13 protein-coding genes are annotated in these 15,708 nt (G+C 65.3%); 8 read left to right on the top strand and 5 right to left on the bottom strand.

What is annotated here, in order from left to right:
- The 5 genes from I6F31_RS31700 to I6F31_RS31680 form a co-directional block, all read right to left on the bottom strand.
- Positions 1-1,617: an ATP-dependent acyl-CoA ligase gene (locus I6F31_RS31700; protein ID WP_225186654.1), complete on the bottom strand. Its 1,617-nt coding sequence runs from the start codon at positions 1,615-1,617 to the stop codon at positions 1-3.
- Positions 1,618-1,624: 7 nt separating this feature from the next.
- A complete protein-coding gene (locus I6F31_RS31695) occupies positions 1,625-2,101 on the bottom strand; it encodes an aromatic-ring-hydroxylating dioxygenase subunit beta (protein ID WP_225145837.1) in 477 nt (158 codons plus the stop codon).
- Positions 2,098-3,438: a Rieske 2Fe-2S domain-containing protein gene (locus I6F31_RS31690; protein ID WP_225145838.1), complete on the bottom strand. Its 1,341-nt coding sequence runs from the start codon at positions 3,436-3,438 to the stop codon at positions 2,098-2,100. Before I6F31_RS31690 ends, I6F31_RS31695 begins: the two co-directional genes overlap by 4 nt.
- A gap of 17 nt (positions 3,439-3,455) precedes the next feature.
- Positions 3,456-4,406 carry a PDR/VanB family oxidoreductase gene (locus I6F31_RS31685; RefSeq protein WP_225145839.1) on the bottom strand — a complete coding sequence of 317 codons (951 nt, stop codon included), beginning with the start codon at positions 4,404-4,406 and terminating at the stop codon, positions 3,456-3,458.
- Positions 4,407-4,833: 427 nt separating this feature from the next.
- Positions 4,834-5,778, bottom strand: a complete 945-nt coding sequence (locus I6F31_RS31680; RefSeq protein WP_225145840.1) for a LysR family transcriptional regulator — start codon at positions 5,776-5,778, stop codon at positions 4,834-4,836.
- Between the two features lie 229 nt (positions 5,779-6,007).
- Between I6F31_RS31680 and I6F31_RS31675 the strand changes: the two genes are divergently transcribed.
- The 8 genes from I6F31_RS31675 (at position 6,008) to I6F31_RS31640 (ending at position 15,708) form a co-directional block, all read left to right on the top strand.
- Positions 6,008-6,943 carry an MBL fold metallo-hydrolase gene (locus tag I6F31_RS31675; RefSeq protein ID WP_225143165.1) on the top strand — a complete coding sequence of 312 codons (936 nt, stop codon included), beginning with the start codon at positions 6,008-6,010 and terminating at the stop codon, positions 6,941-6,943.
- A gap of 13 nt (positions 6,944-6,956) precedes the next feature.
- A complete protein-coding gene (locus I6F31_RS31670; RefSeq protein WP_225145841.1) occupies positions 6,957-7,952 on the top strand; it encodes an alpha/beta hydrolase in 996 nt (331 codons plus the stop codon).
- 196 nt (positions 7,953-8,148) lie between these two features.
- Positions 8,149-9,399 carry an ABC transporter substrate-binding protein gene (locus I6F31_RS31665; protein WP_036013367.1) on the top strand — a complete coding sequence of 417 codons (1,251 nt, stop codon included), beginning with the start codon at positions 8,149-8,151 and terminating at the stop codon, positions 9,397-9,399.
- A 124-nt stretch (positions 9,400-9,523) separates the two neighbouring features.
- The gene (locus I6F31_RS31660) at positions 9,524-10,351 is read left to right on the top strand and encodes an AraC family transcriptional regulator (protein ID WP_225186653.1); all 828 of its coding nucleotides are present in this window, start codon (positions 9,524-9,526) and stop codon (positions 10,349-10,351) included.
- A gap of 284 nt (positions 10,352-10,635) precedes the next feature.
- Positions 10,636-11,646 carry a branched-chain amino acid ABC transporter permease gene (locus I6F31_RS31655; protein WP_225145842.1) on the top strand — a complete coding sequence of 337 codons (1,011 nt, stop codon included), beginning with the start codon at positions 10,636-10,638 and terminating at the stop codon, positions 11,644-11,646.
- 1 nt (position 11,647) lies between these two features.
- Positions 11,648-12,730: a branched-chain amino acid ABC transporter permease gene (locus I6F31_RS31650; protein WP_225145843.1), complete on the top strand. Its 1,083-nt coding sequence runs from the start codon at positions 11,648-11,650 to the stop codon at positions 12,728-12,730.
- The gene (locus tag I6F31_RS31645; RefSeq protein WP_036023786.1) at positions 12,723-13,505 is read left to right on the top strand and encodes an ABC transporter ATP-binding protein; all 783 of its coding nucleotides are present in this window, start codon (positions 12,723-12,725) and stop codon (positions 13,503-13,505) included. The genes I6F31_RS31650 and I6F31_RS31645 overlap by 8 nt, the downstream gene beginning before the upstream one ends.
- Positions 13,498-15,708 (top strand): ABC transporter permease, encoded by a 2,211-nt coding sequence (locus tag I6F31_RS31640; protein ID WP_225186652.1) that lies wholly within the window; start codon positions 13,498-13,500, stop codon positions 15,706-15,708. Before I6F31_RS31645 ends, I6F31_RS31640 begins: the two co-directional genes overlap by 8 nt.

Below are 15,708 nucleotides of genomic sequence, written 5' to 3'. Positions count from 1 at the left end.
TCAGACTTGCCGCTTCTTGAGGTCGCGCAGATCGAAGAACGCGCCTTCGCGCATCAGCTTCCCGACAAAATCCTTCAACCCGCCGCGCTGGATCTTCTCAGTCGCGGTCAGCGGCAGACTGTCGGCGAAGCAGATCCACCCCGGCGCCTTGTAATAGGCCATCTGCTCAAGGCTCCAGCGCACGATCTCTTCGGCGAGCGCGCGGTCCGCGCCGGCCTTCTCGGCAATGATGACCGCCGCAACCTCGTCGCCGCGCATCTGGTCCGGCGTCGCCGCAACCGCGGCCTGCCGGATCGCGGGATGCCGGTTGAGGACGGATTCGACCTCGACCGCGGCAATGTTCTCGCCGGAGCGACGGATCACGTTCTTCTTGCGATCGACGAAGTGCAGGTCGCCGTCCGCATCGCGCGACACGATATCGCCGGTGTGCAGCCAGCCGCCGGCCCACGCCTCGGTGGTGGCAGCCTCGTTCTTGAGATATTCGCGGAAGAAGCCGTAACGCGGATCGGCGCCGGCGCGCCGCACCAGCAGCTCGCCGGGCATATCCACCGGCGCATCATGGCCGCCGTCATCGACGATCCGAATTTCGATCTCGAGGGCCGGGCGGCCAAAACAGCTGGTGCCGACCTTGCGCGGCTCGACATTGGCGGCGATGACGCCGCCGCTGCCGGTCTCGGTCATCGCCCAGGCCTCCAGCAGCGGAAAGCCGAAGCGCTGCTCGAACGGGGCATGCAGCAGCTTGTCGACGCCGGCGCCGAAGCCGAAACGCACGCTGTGCGCGCGGTCCAGCTCCGATGGCGGCGCGCTCATCAGCATCGAGGGCATCACGCCGAGATAATGCAGGCAGGTAGCGCGGCTGTCGCGCACCGAGGCCCACCAACTGCGCGGGTGGAAGCGATCGAGCATGGTCAGGCAGCCACCGACTGACAGCATCGCCATCAGCGACACCGCCATCGCGTTCATGTGGAACAGCGGCAGCGGCGTGATCATACGCTCGCCGTCTGGCTTGAGGTCGATCAGCCCGCCGACGTCGCGATACCAGTTTCCGCAATGCAGGAAATAGGTGTTGGTAAGGACGCAGCCCTTGGGCTGGCCCGTCGTCCCCGACGTATAGAGCAGCGCGCATTCGCTCCCCTCGCTCGCCGAGGTCGAGGGCCGCGCACCGCCGAAGGGTGCGGGAACGTCGTCTTGATCGTCCACGACAGGGATCGGCCTGCCGGCCTGACGCGCGGCCAGCGCCACCTCCTCGTGCCGTTCGGCGAGGACGAACGCAGCATTCATCTCGGAATGCGAGATGATGTATTCGAGCTCGCTGAGACGGAGGTCCGGATTGATCGGCACCACCGAGACGCCGAGCGCATTGAGCGCGAACCACAGCTCGATGAAGACAGGCCTGTTCTGGAGCAGCAGCCCGACCCGGTGGCCTTCGCCGTAACCGCGGCTCGCAAACGCCGCGCGCCAGCGCTCGACCCGATCGCGCATCGCGCGGTAGGAAATCTCGCCCGCCGCAATGCCGTAGAGGCCTGCCGTCTCCGGTAGCACGTTGAGGAAGCCCGCTTCGCCACGGCGGAGCGCGGTCTCTTGAAAACGGGCATAGACGGTGGTCGCAGAGGTCAAGGCAGTCTCACATGAAAAGCTGGATGTTGCCGAACGGCGCATCGAAATTGACGAGATCGACGCGCTTGAGCTTGATCTTCAGGGCATCGCCGACCTGCACGAGCTCGTGCGAAGCCCATCCCGAATAGCGCTCCAGCATATCGCCGCGAGTCTCGGTGTAGATGTAGGAGGTTCGTGCCTTGAACATTCCGGCAGCAGGATCGCACGCGACGATCCGCGGTGCCTGGAGCAGATGATGGCAACGGCTCTTCGGCTTCTGGCTGAAGGTGCGCTCGCCGGCGAGCCGCTCGACCCGCACCTTCAGCAGCAGAAGATCCTCGTACATCAGAGACGGCTGCAGCACCGGATCCTGCTGCTGCCATTCGAGCGGCATCCAGTAACGCCCTTCGGGGTGAAACAGATCGAGCCAAGCCTGCCACTGCATCGTGTCGAGCAGCTCGGCCTCGCGATAGATGAAGTCCGTGATGGCCTTCTCGCCGATCATTCCGCGGCCTCGATGCGCTTGTCCATGTCCATAGTGATGAATTTCGCCCAGGCGTGAAACTGGTTCCGCATCTGCCGCTCGGACGTGCCGTTGATCACCGCCGTGACGTCCTGCTCTTCATGGCCGTCGTAGAGCCGCCGCAGATTGACCCATTGATTGCCGTTGGACTTCAGTCCCTCCTGCGCCCGCTCATACATCTCGAGGTCGTCGTGGCCGACGATCGAGGTCGGCGCGTTGATGAAGCGGTTGTACATCAATGCGCGCTCGTAGAGCTTGTCGGGCGCGCCGACCAGGCGATAGACCCAGCTCTCGACCAGCGTCTTGTCGACAGCGATCGGGATGAAATTGCGCAGGATCTGGACAGCGCCCTTCACCATGATGTTCGGAAAGTAGACGGTGTTGTGCCTGACTTCGCCAAGGATCTCATGCGCGCGCTGCTCGCCATAGGCCGCGACCATCTGGTCGAGATAGCCCGGGACATCCGAATAGTTCGAATGGATGGAGTTGGCGACGCCGGTGTGGCCGTGGCCGTTCGGCCAAATCCGGATGCCGCTCTGCTCGTAGAACTCGTACGGGCTCATGAAGGGACCGTACAGCTGTACCGCCATCGGTGTTTCCGTGGAATCGCCCTGCTCGCGCTTCCAGACCTTGACCGCGGTGCCAGCCGAGCTCTCGTGCGCCACCATCGGATGGCAGGTGTCGGTCTGGTTCTCGACCAGCATCTTCCAATTGCACGTGTGCATGTAGCGGATCGGCGTCGCCTGGACTGCGAGCTTCCCCTCCGGCGATCGGTCGACCATGTTGTCGATGGTCGAAAGACTTTCGCCGAAATAATCCTCGAAGGAGACGCCTGAAACGCTCAGGCGAGCGAAGATGAAATCGCGGTAGATGACGACGTTCCTGACCTTCGACAACCCTTCATTCGCCTGAGTGTCGCCGAAGCCGGTGCCCTCGTAGCCCTTCTTCAGCGGGATCGCGAGCAGCGAGCCGTCGGTCTTGAAAGACCATGCGTGATAAGGGCAGCGGAAGAACTTCCCGGTGTTGCCGCAGGGTTCGGACGCGATCTTCACGCCTTTGTGCGGGCAGCGATTGTAGAACACATGGATGGAGCCGTCGGTATGGCGGCTGGCCATGACCGGCTGCCGGCCGATATTGGCGGTGATGAAATCGCCGGGTTTTGCAAGTTGACTGGCGTGGCCGACATAGACCCAGCTGTTGGGAAACAGATGCTCCATCTCGAGATCGAAGATCTCGGGGTCGACATAGACGTCGCGATGCACCTCGGCCTCGCGCACCAGCGCCGCAATCGCGTGGGCATTCCCGCCGTATCTTTTCATGGCGTCCCTCGTCTCCCCTAGAGATCCAGCACCAGTCGTTCCGACTTCGCGCGTGACACGCAGATCTGCATGACCTTGTTGGACGCCCTCTCCTCGTCGCTGAGGATGACGTCGCGATGATCGGGGACTCCCGCGATCACGCCGCACTGGCAAATGCCGCAATCGCCGCGCCGACAGTCGTAGAGCACGTCGAAACCAGCCGCCTCCAGCGCCTCGATGATGGTCTGCCCCGCAGCAACGCCGACGACCTGCCCGGTCGACTTGATCTCGACCTCGAACGGCCGGTCAGGCGATGACGGCTGCTCGGACTTGAAGAGCTCGTAATGAACGCGATCGGCTGACACCCCGGCGGCGGCCGCAGCGGCCTTCACCGCGTCAATCATGCCCGAAGGGCCACAGACATAGACGTGGGCGTTTGCTGCGGCATCGTCGAGCGCCGCGGCAATGTCGAGGCGGGATTCATCGCTGTCGTAGTGGACGGACAGCCCTCCGGCGCAGATCTCCTGCAATTGCGGCAGGAACGCCAGCAATCCTTGCGTGCGCCCGGCATAGTGCAGGCGATATGAGCTTCCCCGCGCCGCCAGTTCCGCCGCCATCGACAGAACGGGCGTGATACCGATGCCGCCGGCGAACAGCAGCGCCGGCGCTGCTCCCTCGTGCAGTCGGAAATTGTTGACCGGCGCGCTCGCCTTCACGACGTCGCCGACCTTGAGCGCGTGCATGAACTGCGAGCCGCCGCTCGAAGCCTCCTCGCGCAGGACACCAAGCGCCAGCGCATCTTCAGGAAGTCCCGGTAACGCCATCAGCGAGTACGGCCGGTCTCCGCCATTCGGGAGCGCGACGCGGAGATGCGCGCCTGCCTGCCATTGCGGCACGACGCCGTCCTCCACACCAAACACAAGGCTCCGTATGAACGGCGTCTCCGCGACATACGACCTGACCTTGAGCTTGAGCGGATGCACGTCCATTCAGGCATCTCACGGATTATATGAATTTGCATATTTTTAGACATGTAATAATTCGCTTGTCAATCGTCAGCGTGGAGCAGGTCCGGATGATGCAATCAATGGATCGCCAGCTGGCGTCTCGGGCGATCGCCCGCCGGCAACGTCAGTGGCCAGCCGGGGGGCTCGCTACCGGCTTGCCGCCGGTCGTCAGGCCCGGCGCATCATGCGCTCTCCTGCGCTCGGCATCGAGCAAGGATACAAGGGGCGAAAGCCGGCGGTAATGGCGATCCGGTGATACTTCGAGGCACCTGCCCATCCCGGCACGCAGCTCAGGAAGGCGGCAGGCGGCATACCGGACGCAACGAATGCAAGCTGGCCGACTTCATTCCAGAAATCAGAACTTACAACCTGACAGCGCCGGTCGTCCCCACGTGAGGGCACGTCGCGATCAAGCAGCAGCCGCCTGGTACAGGCACTCGCGAAGCCAGGCGTGGCCTTTGTCCTCCTGATTGCGCGGATGCCACAGCGCGACGATGCGAGCGGGCGGCAGATCGAGCGGCGGGGGCGTGAGATCGAGCTCGTGCGCGAAGCGGATCAGGAACCGCCGCGGAAGGGTGCAGATGCAGTCACTGTGCGCAAGGATGACCGGCGCGAGCGCATAGGTCTGGATCGAGACGGCAACACGCCGCGAGCGGCCGAGCGCCGCCAGCGCATCGTCGACGAGGCCCGAGAAGCCGCCGCCATCGGCGGAGATCAGCAGATGGTCGAGCGCGCAAAAGCTGTCGAGATCGAGCGGACCGTTGCCGCGGGGGTGACCTTTGCGCTGTGCGGACAGGAAGCCGTCCTCGAACAGCGGCCGTTGCATCAGCTCGCCATGTGCGCGATCGGCGCCCGTCACCAGGATGTCGATCTCTCCCCTTTCGAGCTGATCCACGACATCGCGCGCGGGGTGAACGAGGGCGAGCCGCGCCCGCTCGGCCATCCCGGTCAAGCGCGCGACCAGGCCGGGCGCCAGCGTCACGGCCGGATTCTCGTGGATGGCTACGACGAAGGTGCGCTGGCTGCTGGCGGGGTCGAACACAGCCGGCCCCTCCACCATGCGACGAAGCTTGCCGAGCACGTCCGCAAGCTCCGCCTGCAGCTCCACGGCCCTCGTCGTCGGCACCACGCCGCGCCCGCTCGCTGCGGGCACGAACAGCGGATCGGCAAAGATCTGCCGCAGCCGGTTCAGCCGCGCCGAGAGCGCAGGCTGCCCGATATTGAGCCGGGAGGCCGCGCGCGTCACGTTCCGCTCGCGCAGGAGAGCCTCCAGAGCCAGCAACAGACCGAGGTCGATCTCGGCGAGATCGTTATCATCGGCCGGCCGACCCCGGCCGTGTTCCGCATCCTGCATCGGTGGCACCTCCGTCTGGGGCATGTCGCGACCGCGACGAGCCGCGATACGAGGGTTAGGGCCAAAACGCCGGCGTGAAAAGCTGGGCCAGCATCCTTTCCGATATCGACAATGTCGATGGGACCTATCGAGCCCGCGACTCTCCCCAAGGCCTGGCGCGCTTCGTACCTCATTGTCACCGCGGCCCGGGCAACCAGCCCTACGCCGCGGTCCAGTGGAGGACATCTTGATGATTCACGCGGCCAAGACCTATCAGGTCGGCGAAGCATCCGTCACGCGGATCGACGAGTTGCGGCTTGCCGCATTCAAGTTCGACGCGCTCTATCCGGGAGGCGAGCCAGAGGCGCTGGAGCGCAATCGCGACGAGTTGGAAGCGGGCTCGTTCGATGCTGCGACCGGCACCTTCATCCAGAGCATTCACAGCTGGCTGGTCAGGACACCGCACCACACGATCCTGATCGACACGGCCACCGGCAACGACAAGAACCGGCCGGAGATTCCGCCGCTTCACCGGCTCAACGAACCGTTCCTGGCGCGGCTGGCCGCAGCGGGCGTCACGCCGGAGCAGGTCGACTACGTGCTGCTCACCCACGTGCACGCGGATCACGTCGGCTGGAACACCCGTCTCGTCGAGGGACGCTGGGTCCCGACCTTCCCGAATGCGACCTACGTCTTCTCCGCGATCGAGCAGGCCTATGGCGAGAGCCTCGCGACGGGCACAGAGCCGACCGGAGCGGCCCGCCCGGCCCCGGCCCTCGGCCCCGCGCTGCGCAAGCCGGCCGACCGTGTCTATGACGACAGCGTCCGGCCGGTGATCGAGGCCGGACTTGCCAGGCTCATCGCTGTGGACGGGAGCGAGGCCATCGAGGGCATCTCGTTCGTCCCGACGCCCGGCCACAGCGTCGATCACGCCTCCATCCGCCTCGTCTCACGCGGCGAGGAGGCGCTGTTCGCCGGAGACGTGATGCACCACCCGCTCCAGGTGTATGAGCCTTCGCTCAATTCCTGCTTCTGCGAATTCCCGGAAGCCGCGTTGCGCTCGCGCGCCTTCGTGCTGGAGGACGCTGCCGAGCGGGGCTCAATCATCTTCACCACCCATTTCGCACAGTCATCGGTCGGCCGCGTCAGCCGCACCGGAGGACGCTTCACCTGGCAATTCGTCTGAACGGAGAACGATCATGAATCAGCACGCCAGCGCGCGCGTCGACAGGCCCAAGATCGTAGTCGAGGATCTCATGATCCCGAGCGACACGGCCGGAATTTCGCTTCACCTGCGCAACAAGCGTCCCGCGGCGCTCGAGACCTTCTCCGCCGAGCGAACCATCCTGATGATGCACGGCGCGACCTATTCATCGGGAAGCCTTTTCGATACGCCGCTCGGCGGCCTCTCGTTCATGGATCATCTCGCCGGCCATGGCTACGACGTCTTCGCGCTCGACGTGCGCGGCTATGGCCAGTCGACCCGCCCGTCCGAGATGGACATCCCGCCGGAGCAGTCCGCACCGCTCGTGCGCACCGAGGCCGGCGTGCGTGACCTCGCCAGCGCCGTCGCGCACATCCTGAAGCAACGCAGGATCGCGCGACTCAATCTGGTTGCCATGTCCTGGGGCGGCTCGGTGGCCGGTGCTTACACTGCAGGCAACAACGACAAGGTCGTCAAGCTCGCGCTGGTCGCGCCGCTTTGGGTGCTGCAGGGCCCAGCTCCGATCGATGCAGGCGGGCGCCTCGGCGGCTATCGCAACGTTCGCGTGCTGGACTTCAGGACGCGCTGGCTCTCGGCTGCGCCGGAAGCGGCACGATCGAGCTTGATCCCGGCGGGCGGCTTCGAGCGCTGGGCCAATATCTCGCTCGCCACCGACCCGCTAGGCAGCGCGCAAGCGCCTGCCATCATGCGTGCAGTCAACGGCCCGATCCTGGACATCCGCGAATACTGGGCCGCGGGCAAGAGGCTCTATGACGCCGCCGACATTCGCGTGCCCGTGCTCCTGGTCCACGCGGAATGGGACCAGGACGTTCCTATCGCCTCGGCGCAGAACTTCTTCCTTTCGCTGACGCATGCGCCCTACCGGCGATGGGTCGAGATTGGCGAAGGCACGCACATGGTTCTGCTGGAGAAGAACCGTCTGCAGGCGTTCGATGCGATCAACCAGTTTCTCGGCGAAGATTACAGCTAGCGCGGCGTCCTGCTGCACCGCGAAAATCACTCGCGCCGCAACATTCAAAAATGAGACTACCGGTCAAGCCGAACGAGGCCGCGATGGGTGCAGCGCATCCGACTTCGGTTAGCTTTCCTCCAAAGCCGCGGGCTTCGAGAGCCACGGGCATCATACGGTTCGTCGCGGCAACAAGCGATGACACAGGGAGGAGCACATGTCGAAATGCAGCATCGGACTGCTCGCGTTGAGCAGCCTGTTTCTTTCGGGCGCGGCGATCGCCCAGGAAAAGATCAAGGTGGGCGTGACCGCAACGCTCGAGGGCACCTACACGGTGCTCGGCGAGGACGGCATGCGCGGCCATCAGACCGCGCTCAACGTGCTCGGCAAGAAGGTCGGCGACAAGGAACTCGAATTCATCGTCGCTTCGACCGATGCAACGCCGGACTCCGCCGTGCGCGCCGTGCGCAAGCTGATCGAGCAGGACAAGGTGCAGATCCTGCTGTCGCCGCTCTCCGGCGACGAAGGCATCGCGGTGAAGAATTTTGCCAAGTCCCATCCCGGGCTGACGTTCATCAATGCCGCATCCGGCGCGCAGGAAACGACCTATGTCGACCCGGCACCGAACTTCTTCCGCTACAACATGGACGGCGCGCAGTGGCAGATCGGCCTCGGCAAATACGCCTATGAGGAGAAAAAGTATCGCAAGATCGCGACCGTCGGCGAGGACTATTCCTTCATCTATACTCAGGTGTTCGGGCTGGTGCTCGAGTTCTGCGGCATGGGCGGACAGGTCACCAACCGGCAATGGGTGCCGCTGGGAACGAAGGACTTCGCCTCCGTCATCGCTGCCCTGCCCGACGACGTCGATGCCATCTATCTCGGGCTTGGCGGCGCCGACGCCGTCAACTTCCTCAACCAGTATCAGCAGGCCGGCGGCAAGGCGCATCTGATGGGCGGTTCCATCATGATCGACCAGACGATCCTGTCGTCGAAGGGCAACGCCAAGAACGCGCTGATCGGAACCATCGCGGCGAGCGGACAGGCCGACACCTGGGAGGATCCGGGCTGGCAGAAATTCGTGAAGGCCTATCAAGACGCCTTCCCGCCCAACAAGCGCTTCCCGAGCCCGTCGCTGCTCGCCACCAACTACTATAATTCAACCATGGCGCTGATCCTCGCACTGCGTCAGGTCAACGGCGATCTCTCCAACAACCAGGCCAAGTACAAGGAAGCACTGGCGAAGATCGAGCTCGACGCACCGAACGGCAAGATCAAGCTCGACTCCAACCGCCAGGCGATCGGCACCAACTTCGTCACCGAAGTCGTCGACGACGGCAAGGGCGCGCTGTTCAGCAAGGTCGTGAAGGTGATCCCGAACGTGAACCAGACGCTCGGCTACGACCCGGCCGTGTTCTCCAAGATCGGGCTGCCGAGCCGCACCGTGCCGGAATGTAAGAAGTACTGACGCATCACGTCAGGCAGACGCAACCGGGGAGCGACTCGCTGACGCGGTCGCTCTCCGCTCTTGCAATCTCGGCGGTGTTGTTGAAGGCTGGCCGAAAAGACAAGAACATTCGGGAGGGGAAGGCATGAGCCGTGCGCTCGCCGTCTTCCATGGCCGCTTCGGCCGGGCGACGGTTTATCAGTTGAACCGGCCTTTCAATATCCACGCCCATCGCGAAGGTCATCTGATCTTCCATGTCGGCGGCATGTCGGCATGCATCGATGTCTCCGACGGGCATTACGATCTCACCGAGACGTCGGTCGTCGCTGTCAATCCCTGGGAACCGCACAACTTTCTGCCGACCGATCTTGAGGGCGGCGCCATCTTCTTCGTGCTCTACGTCAATGCCGAATGGTTTGCGCCGGATGCCTCCGGCTCCGACCGGTTGCGCTTCGGCCGCACCCAGGTCAAGCGCACGCCAGCACTCGACAAGCACATCAGGCGGACCGCCGCGCTCGTGTGCGGCGCACCATCGCTCTCCAGTCTCGATTCCGAGCTGAGGCGGCTGATCGACATCTGCTACGACGAAAGCTGGCAGCAGGCCGAGATCGCGCGCGATCCGCGCGCAGGCGGCGCCGTCACCGACTTTCGCGTCCGCAAGTGCATCAAGATGATGTCGGAGAGCCCCGGCGCTGAAATCGAGCTCGACACCATCGCGCGCGAATCCGGCCTGTCGCGACCGCATTTCTACCGGCTGTTCCGCGTGCAGACCGGCGTCACCCCGAACCTCTATCTCAACACGCTGATCATGGAACAGGCGCTCGAAGCGCTGGTGGCGAGCGAGGTACCGATCGCCGACATCGGCTTCGATCTCGGCTTCTCCTCGCAGAGCGGTTTCACGCGCTTTTTTGCCGCCAATGTCGGGATGGCCCCGACCGATTATCGTCGCGCCGCCAAGGTTTTGCGTGCCTGAGCGCAGGCTACGAAAAGATACTCACGATCAAACGTCGCCCTCGCCGCTTGGCTAGGATGCCGGCAACGCGATCCCGGAAAAGAGGATCGCGAGTGACGGGAGCGCACGTTCATGGCGAGGCTAGCGGCCGGTCACGGTCTGCATGCCCCCTCGCCCCGCTTGCGGGGAGAGGGTCTGGGTGAGGAGGAGTCTCCGCAAGTGCGGCGGCAGTTTGACTCGCGGAGAGTCCCCCTCACCCGGCGCTACGCGCCGACCTCTCCCCGCAAGCGGGGCGAGGTGAAGCCATGAACCGCTTCGTCGAACGCCATCCGGCCTGGGCGCTGATTACGATCATCGCGATTGCGGTCGCGCTCTGGCTGACCTTTGCGGTCTGGCCGCCGGGGCTGGAAGAGGCGATCGGCCGCAAGCGCGTCTTCCTCAACGCGGTCTTCAATGGCATCACGCTCGGTGGCCTCTACTTCCTGGTCGCCAGTGGCTTCACGCTGATCTTCGGCCTGATGCGTAACGTCAACCTCGCGCACGGCTCGCTCTACCTGTTCGGCGGCTATATCGGCTATGCCATCAGCACATCGTCCGGCTCGTGGATCCTCGGCTTCATCGTCGCCTTTGTCCTGACCGCCTTTGTCGGCGTGCTGCTGCAGGTGATCGTGTTCCGCCGGATGGAGGGCCAGGATCTCAGGCAAACAATGGTGACGATCGGGCTCTCGATCGTGTTTGCCGATCTCATGCTGTGGGCCTGCGGCGGCGACTTCTACCAGATCCAGACCCCGAAATGGCTGATCGGTCCCATCGAGCTGCCGCTGGTGACTGCGATCAAATCCTCGGGCGATCCGGTCTACCTCAGATATCCACTCGTCAGGCTCGTGATCTTCGTGGCCTCCGTGGTGATCGGCGTCGCGATGTGGCTCGCGCTCAACCGCACCCGGATCGGCATGATCATCCGCGCCGGCGTCGACGACCGCGATATTCTCGCCGCGACGGGCGTGCGCATCCAGCTCGTCTTCGTCGGGGTGTTCGCCTTCGGCGCGGGGCTTGCCGGCATCGCTGGCGTCGTCGGCGGCACCTTCCAGTCATTGTCGCCCGGCGAAGACATCCGTTTCCTGCTGGCGTCCCTCGTCGTCGTGATCGTGGGCGGCATGGGCTCGATCCCGGGCGCTGCGCTGGGCGCGCTGATCATCGGCCTCGCCGAGCAGCTCGGCTCGGTCTACATCCCGACCTACGCCATCGTCGTGACCTTCCTGATCATGGTGCTGGTGCTGGCTATCCGGCCGCAAGGCCTGTTGGCGAGGCGCTGAGATGTCGCTCGCCCACGATGCCCACGTCACCGTAGGCCGCACCACCAAGGCGCAGCGCCCGGCCCGGACGTGGCCAGAGATCAACAACCCAGCCGCCTGGGCCGTCGCGGTCATCTTCCTGATCATGCCGCTGATCGCGAGCAGCTTTTTTCTGATCGAGATCTTCGCGAGCACGCTGATCCTCGGCACCGTGGCGCTGAGCCTGATGTTTCTTGCCGGCTATGGCGGCATGGTCAGCCTGATGCAGCTCACCATCGCGGGCTTCTCGGCCTACATGGTCGCGGTGTTCGGCGTCAGCGGCAACCCCAATATCAGCCTGGGCTGGCCGTGGTGGCTCGCAGTGCCGATGGCGCTCGCGCTGGCGACCGCCTTCGGCACGCTCGGCGGCGCGCTCGCGGTGCGCACCGAAGGCATCTACACCATCATGATCACGCTCGCGATCGGAGCGGCCTTCTACTATTTCACCAACCAGAACTGGGCGATCTTCAACGGTCATACCGGCATCAACACCGTGGCCACGCCACACTTCTGGGGCGTGAACTGGCGCGCCGACATTCCCTTCTATTACATCGTGCTCGCGGTCGCCGCGCTCTGCTATTTTGCCGTCGAGTATCTCTCGCGCGCCCCGTTCGGCCTTGCGCTCCAGGGCGTGCGCGACAATCCGCGGCGCATGGCGGCGCTCGGCTTCAACGTCAATGCGCATCGTGTCGCGGCCTATGCCTTCGCGTCTTTCGTCGCCGCGCTGGCCGGCGTGCTCCAGGTCTGGAACTATCGCCAGATCTCGCCGGGCTCGGTCAGCGTCGGCGCCTGCATCGACGTGCTGATCATCGCCGTCGTCGGCGGCATCACGCGCCCGATCGGGCCCTTCATCGGCGCGCTGATCTTCGTGCTGCTGCGCACCTTCGCGCTCGACTTCCTGGTCCGACTTGGACTCGACGGCAACCGCTTCCGCCTGCTGATCGGGCTCGGCTTCCTTGCCATCGTGTTCTGGTCCTCGGACGGCGTCATTGGCCTCTGGCAGCGCTGGCGTCAGCATCAACGGCGCGAGGTGAGCCGCACCAGTGGAGGGCGCGGCCATGGATAGCGTCGCCCAACGCCTTTCCGCAGTCGGTGCCGGCGCTGCGCTGGAGCTGCGCGGCGTGACGCGGCTGTTCGGCGCGCTCGCCGCGCTGACCGACGTCACCATCACCGTGCGGCCGGGCGAGCGGCGCGCCGTGCTCGGCTCGAACGGTGCCGGCAAGACCACGCTGTTCAACTGCATCACGGGCGACTTCCCACCCTCCTCCGGCACCATCCGCTTCTTCGGCGAGGACGTGACGCATTTCCCGCCCTATGAGCGCATCCGCCGCGGGCTGCGCCGCACCTACCAGATTTCGGCGCTGTTCCCCGGCCTCACCGTGCAGGACAACGTCTATCTCGCCTGCCGCGGCGTGTCGCGCGGACGCTTCTCGTTCCTGCGACCGGGGCAGAACGATGCCCTGATGCACGCGGCCGACAACCTGGTCCAGGCCGTGCATCTATCCGCGGTGAAGGACCAGCGCGTGGCCGAGCTCGCCCACGGCCAGCAGCGCCAGCTCGAGATCGCGCTCGCGCTCGCCGGCGCGCCGCGCTTCGTGCTGTTCGACGAGCCGGCCGCGGGTCTGTCGCCGACGGAACGGGCCGAGCTGATCGAGATCCTGACCTCCCTGCCCGCGCACATCGGCTACATCATCATAGAGCACGACATGGACGTTGCGCTGCGCGTCGTCGAGAGCGTCACGATGATGCACAACGGCCGCGTCTTCAAGGAAGGCCTGCCGGAGGAGATCCAGTCCGACCCCGAGGTGCAGGAGCTCTATCTCGGAGGCGGCCATGAATGAGGTCCGCCGCAGCAATCCGGCGCTCGAGGTTCGGGGCCTCGACGTCTACTACGGCCACTCGCACGCGCTGCAAGGCGTCGATCTCGTGCTTGATAGCGGAGTGTTCTCCGTCGTCGGCCGCAACGGCATGGGCAAGACCACGCTGTGCAAGGCGATCATGGGGCTGGTCGGCGTGAGCGGCGGCTCGATCCGCGTCCGCGGCGAGGATGTCACGCGCCGGCCGCCGGCCCAGATCGCCCGGCTCGGCGTCGGCTACGTGCCGCAGGGACGCCGTCTCTGGCGCTCGCTCAGCGTCGACGAGCATCTGCAGCTCGCCGGCGGTCTGCGTTCGGGCGCCTGGACCGTCGAGCGCATCTACGACACATTCCCGCGCCTCGCCGAGCGCAAGGGCCACGGCGGCGGCCAGCTCTCCGGCGGCGAGCAGCAGATGCTGGCGATCTCGCGCGCGCTGCTCACCAATCCGCATTTGCTCATCATGGACGAGCCGACCGAAGGCCTCGCACCCGTCATCGTCGCGCAGGTCGAGGAGATGCTGCTGCGGCTGGGCGACGACGGCGACATGTCCGTGCTCGTGATCGAGCAGAACATTGGCGTCGCCACCGCGATCTCGCGCAACGTCGCGATCATGGTCAACGGCCGCATCAACCGCATCATCGACTCCGCGCGCCTTGCCGCCGATCGCGAGCTGCAGCAGCGCCTGCTCGGCGTCGGGCTTCATGCGGAGCTCGAACCGGATATCGAAATCGCCGCATCCGGCGCCGAAACGAAGCCGGCGCCGGCGCCACGGCGCGACGGGCCGGTGCGCATCTACATCTCCAATCCGACGCTGCCGACGCGATGGTCGCAACCGGTGCCGATCGCCCGCATCGAGGCCGCGGCGCGGACGCTCTCGACGCAGGTCGCCCGGCTCGACGAGACGGCGCGGCGCAAGCACGAACCGGTGGCGGCGCAGGCTTCGGGCCCGCCGGTGGTGCTGGTCGTCGGCACGCTCGATACCAAGGGCCAGGAGCTGCGCTACATCCGCGACATCATAGCCGAAAGCGGCCTGCGCACGCGGTTGGTCGACGTCTCGACCAGCGGCAAGCATTCCTCCTGCGATGTCTCCGCGCAGGAGATCGCCCTGAACCACGGCCGCGGCGGCTCCGCCGTGTTCGGCACCGACCGTGGTGCCGCCGTGACAGCAATGGCGGATGCGTTTGCGAATTGGCTGCGGCGCCAGGGCAATGTCGCCGGCGTGATCTCGGCGGGCGGCTCGGGCGCGGCCTCGCTGGTCGCCCCGGGGATGCGGGCCCTGCCCGTCGGCGTTCCCAAGCTGATCATCTCATCCGTCGCCTCGGGCGATGTCGGCCCCTATGTCGGCCCGGCCGACATCACCATGATGTACTCCGTCACCGACGTGCAGGGGCTGAACTCGATCTCGCGCGCGGTGCTCGCCAACGGGGCCAATGCGCTCGCCGGCATGGTCAAGGCGCGGCTCGACACGCGTGCCGGAGCGGCGCGCGAAGCCGGCGGGCTGCCCGCAATCGGCATCACCATGTTCGGCGTCACCACGCCGGCCGTGCAGAAGATCGCCGCCGACCTTCGCGACGATTTCGAGTGCCTGGTCTTCCACGCCACCGGCGTCGGCGGGCGCTCGATGGAGAAGCTCGTCGAGTCCGGCCAGCTCGCCGGCGCGATCGACCTCACCACGACTGAAGTCTGCGACCTCTTGATGGGCGGCGTGTTTCCCGCCACCGAAGATCGCTTTGGCGCGATCATCCGCAGCCGCCTGCCTTATCTCGGCTCGGTCGGCGCACTCGACATGGTCAATTTCGGCGCGCCCGACACCATTCCCGAGCGCTATCGCGGCCGCAAATTCCACGTCCACAATCCGCAGGTGACGTTGATGCGGACCACGGCCGAAGAGAACGAGCGCATGGGCCGCTGGATCGGCGAGCGGCTCAACCAGATGGATGGCCCGGTGCGTTTCTTCCTGCCCGAGGGCGGCGTCTCGGCCCTCGACGCGCGAGGTCAGCCGTTCTGGGATCCGGATGCCGACGCCGCGCTGTTCCGCACATTGGAGCGGACCGTGCGGCAGACCGGCAACCGCCAGCTCATTCGCATCCCCAAGAACATCAACGATCCCGATTTCGCCGCCGCCATCGTCAGTGCATTCCGAAACCTGTTCGGGCGGACCGGTATGCGGCGGAGACTCGCGAGGTGA

The organism is Bradyrhizobium sp. NBAIM01 (genome assembly GCF_020194115.1).
Taxonomy (GTDB): domain Bacteria; phylum Pseudomonadota; class Alphaproteobacteria; order Rhizobiales; family Xanthobacteraceae; genus Bradyrhizobium; species Bradyrhizobium yuanmingense.
Note: the sequence above shows the minus strand (reverse complement) of the source record. Positions and strands in the feature narration are given on the sequence as shown.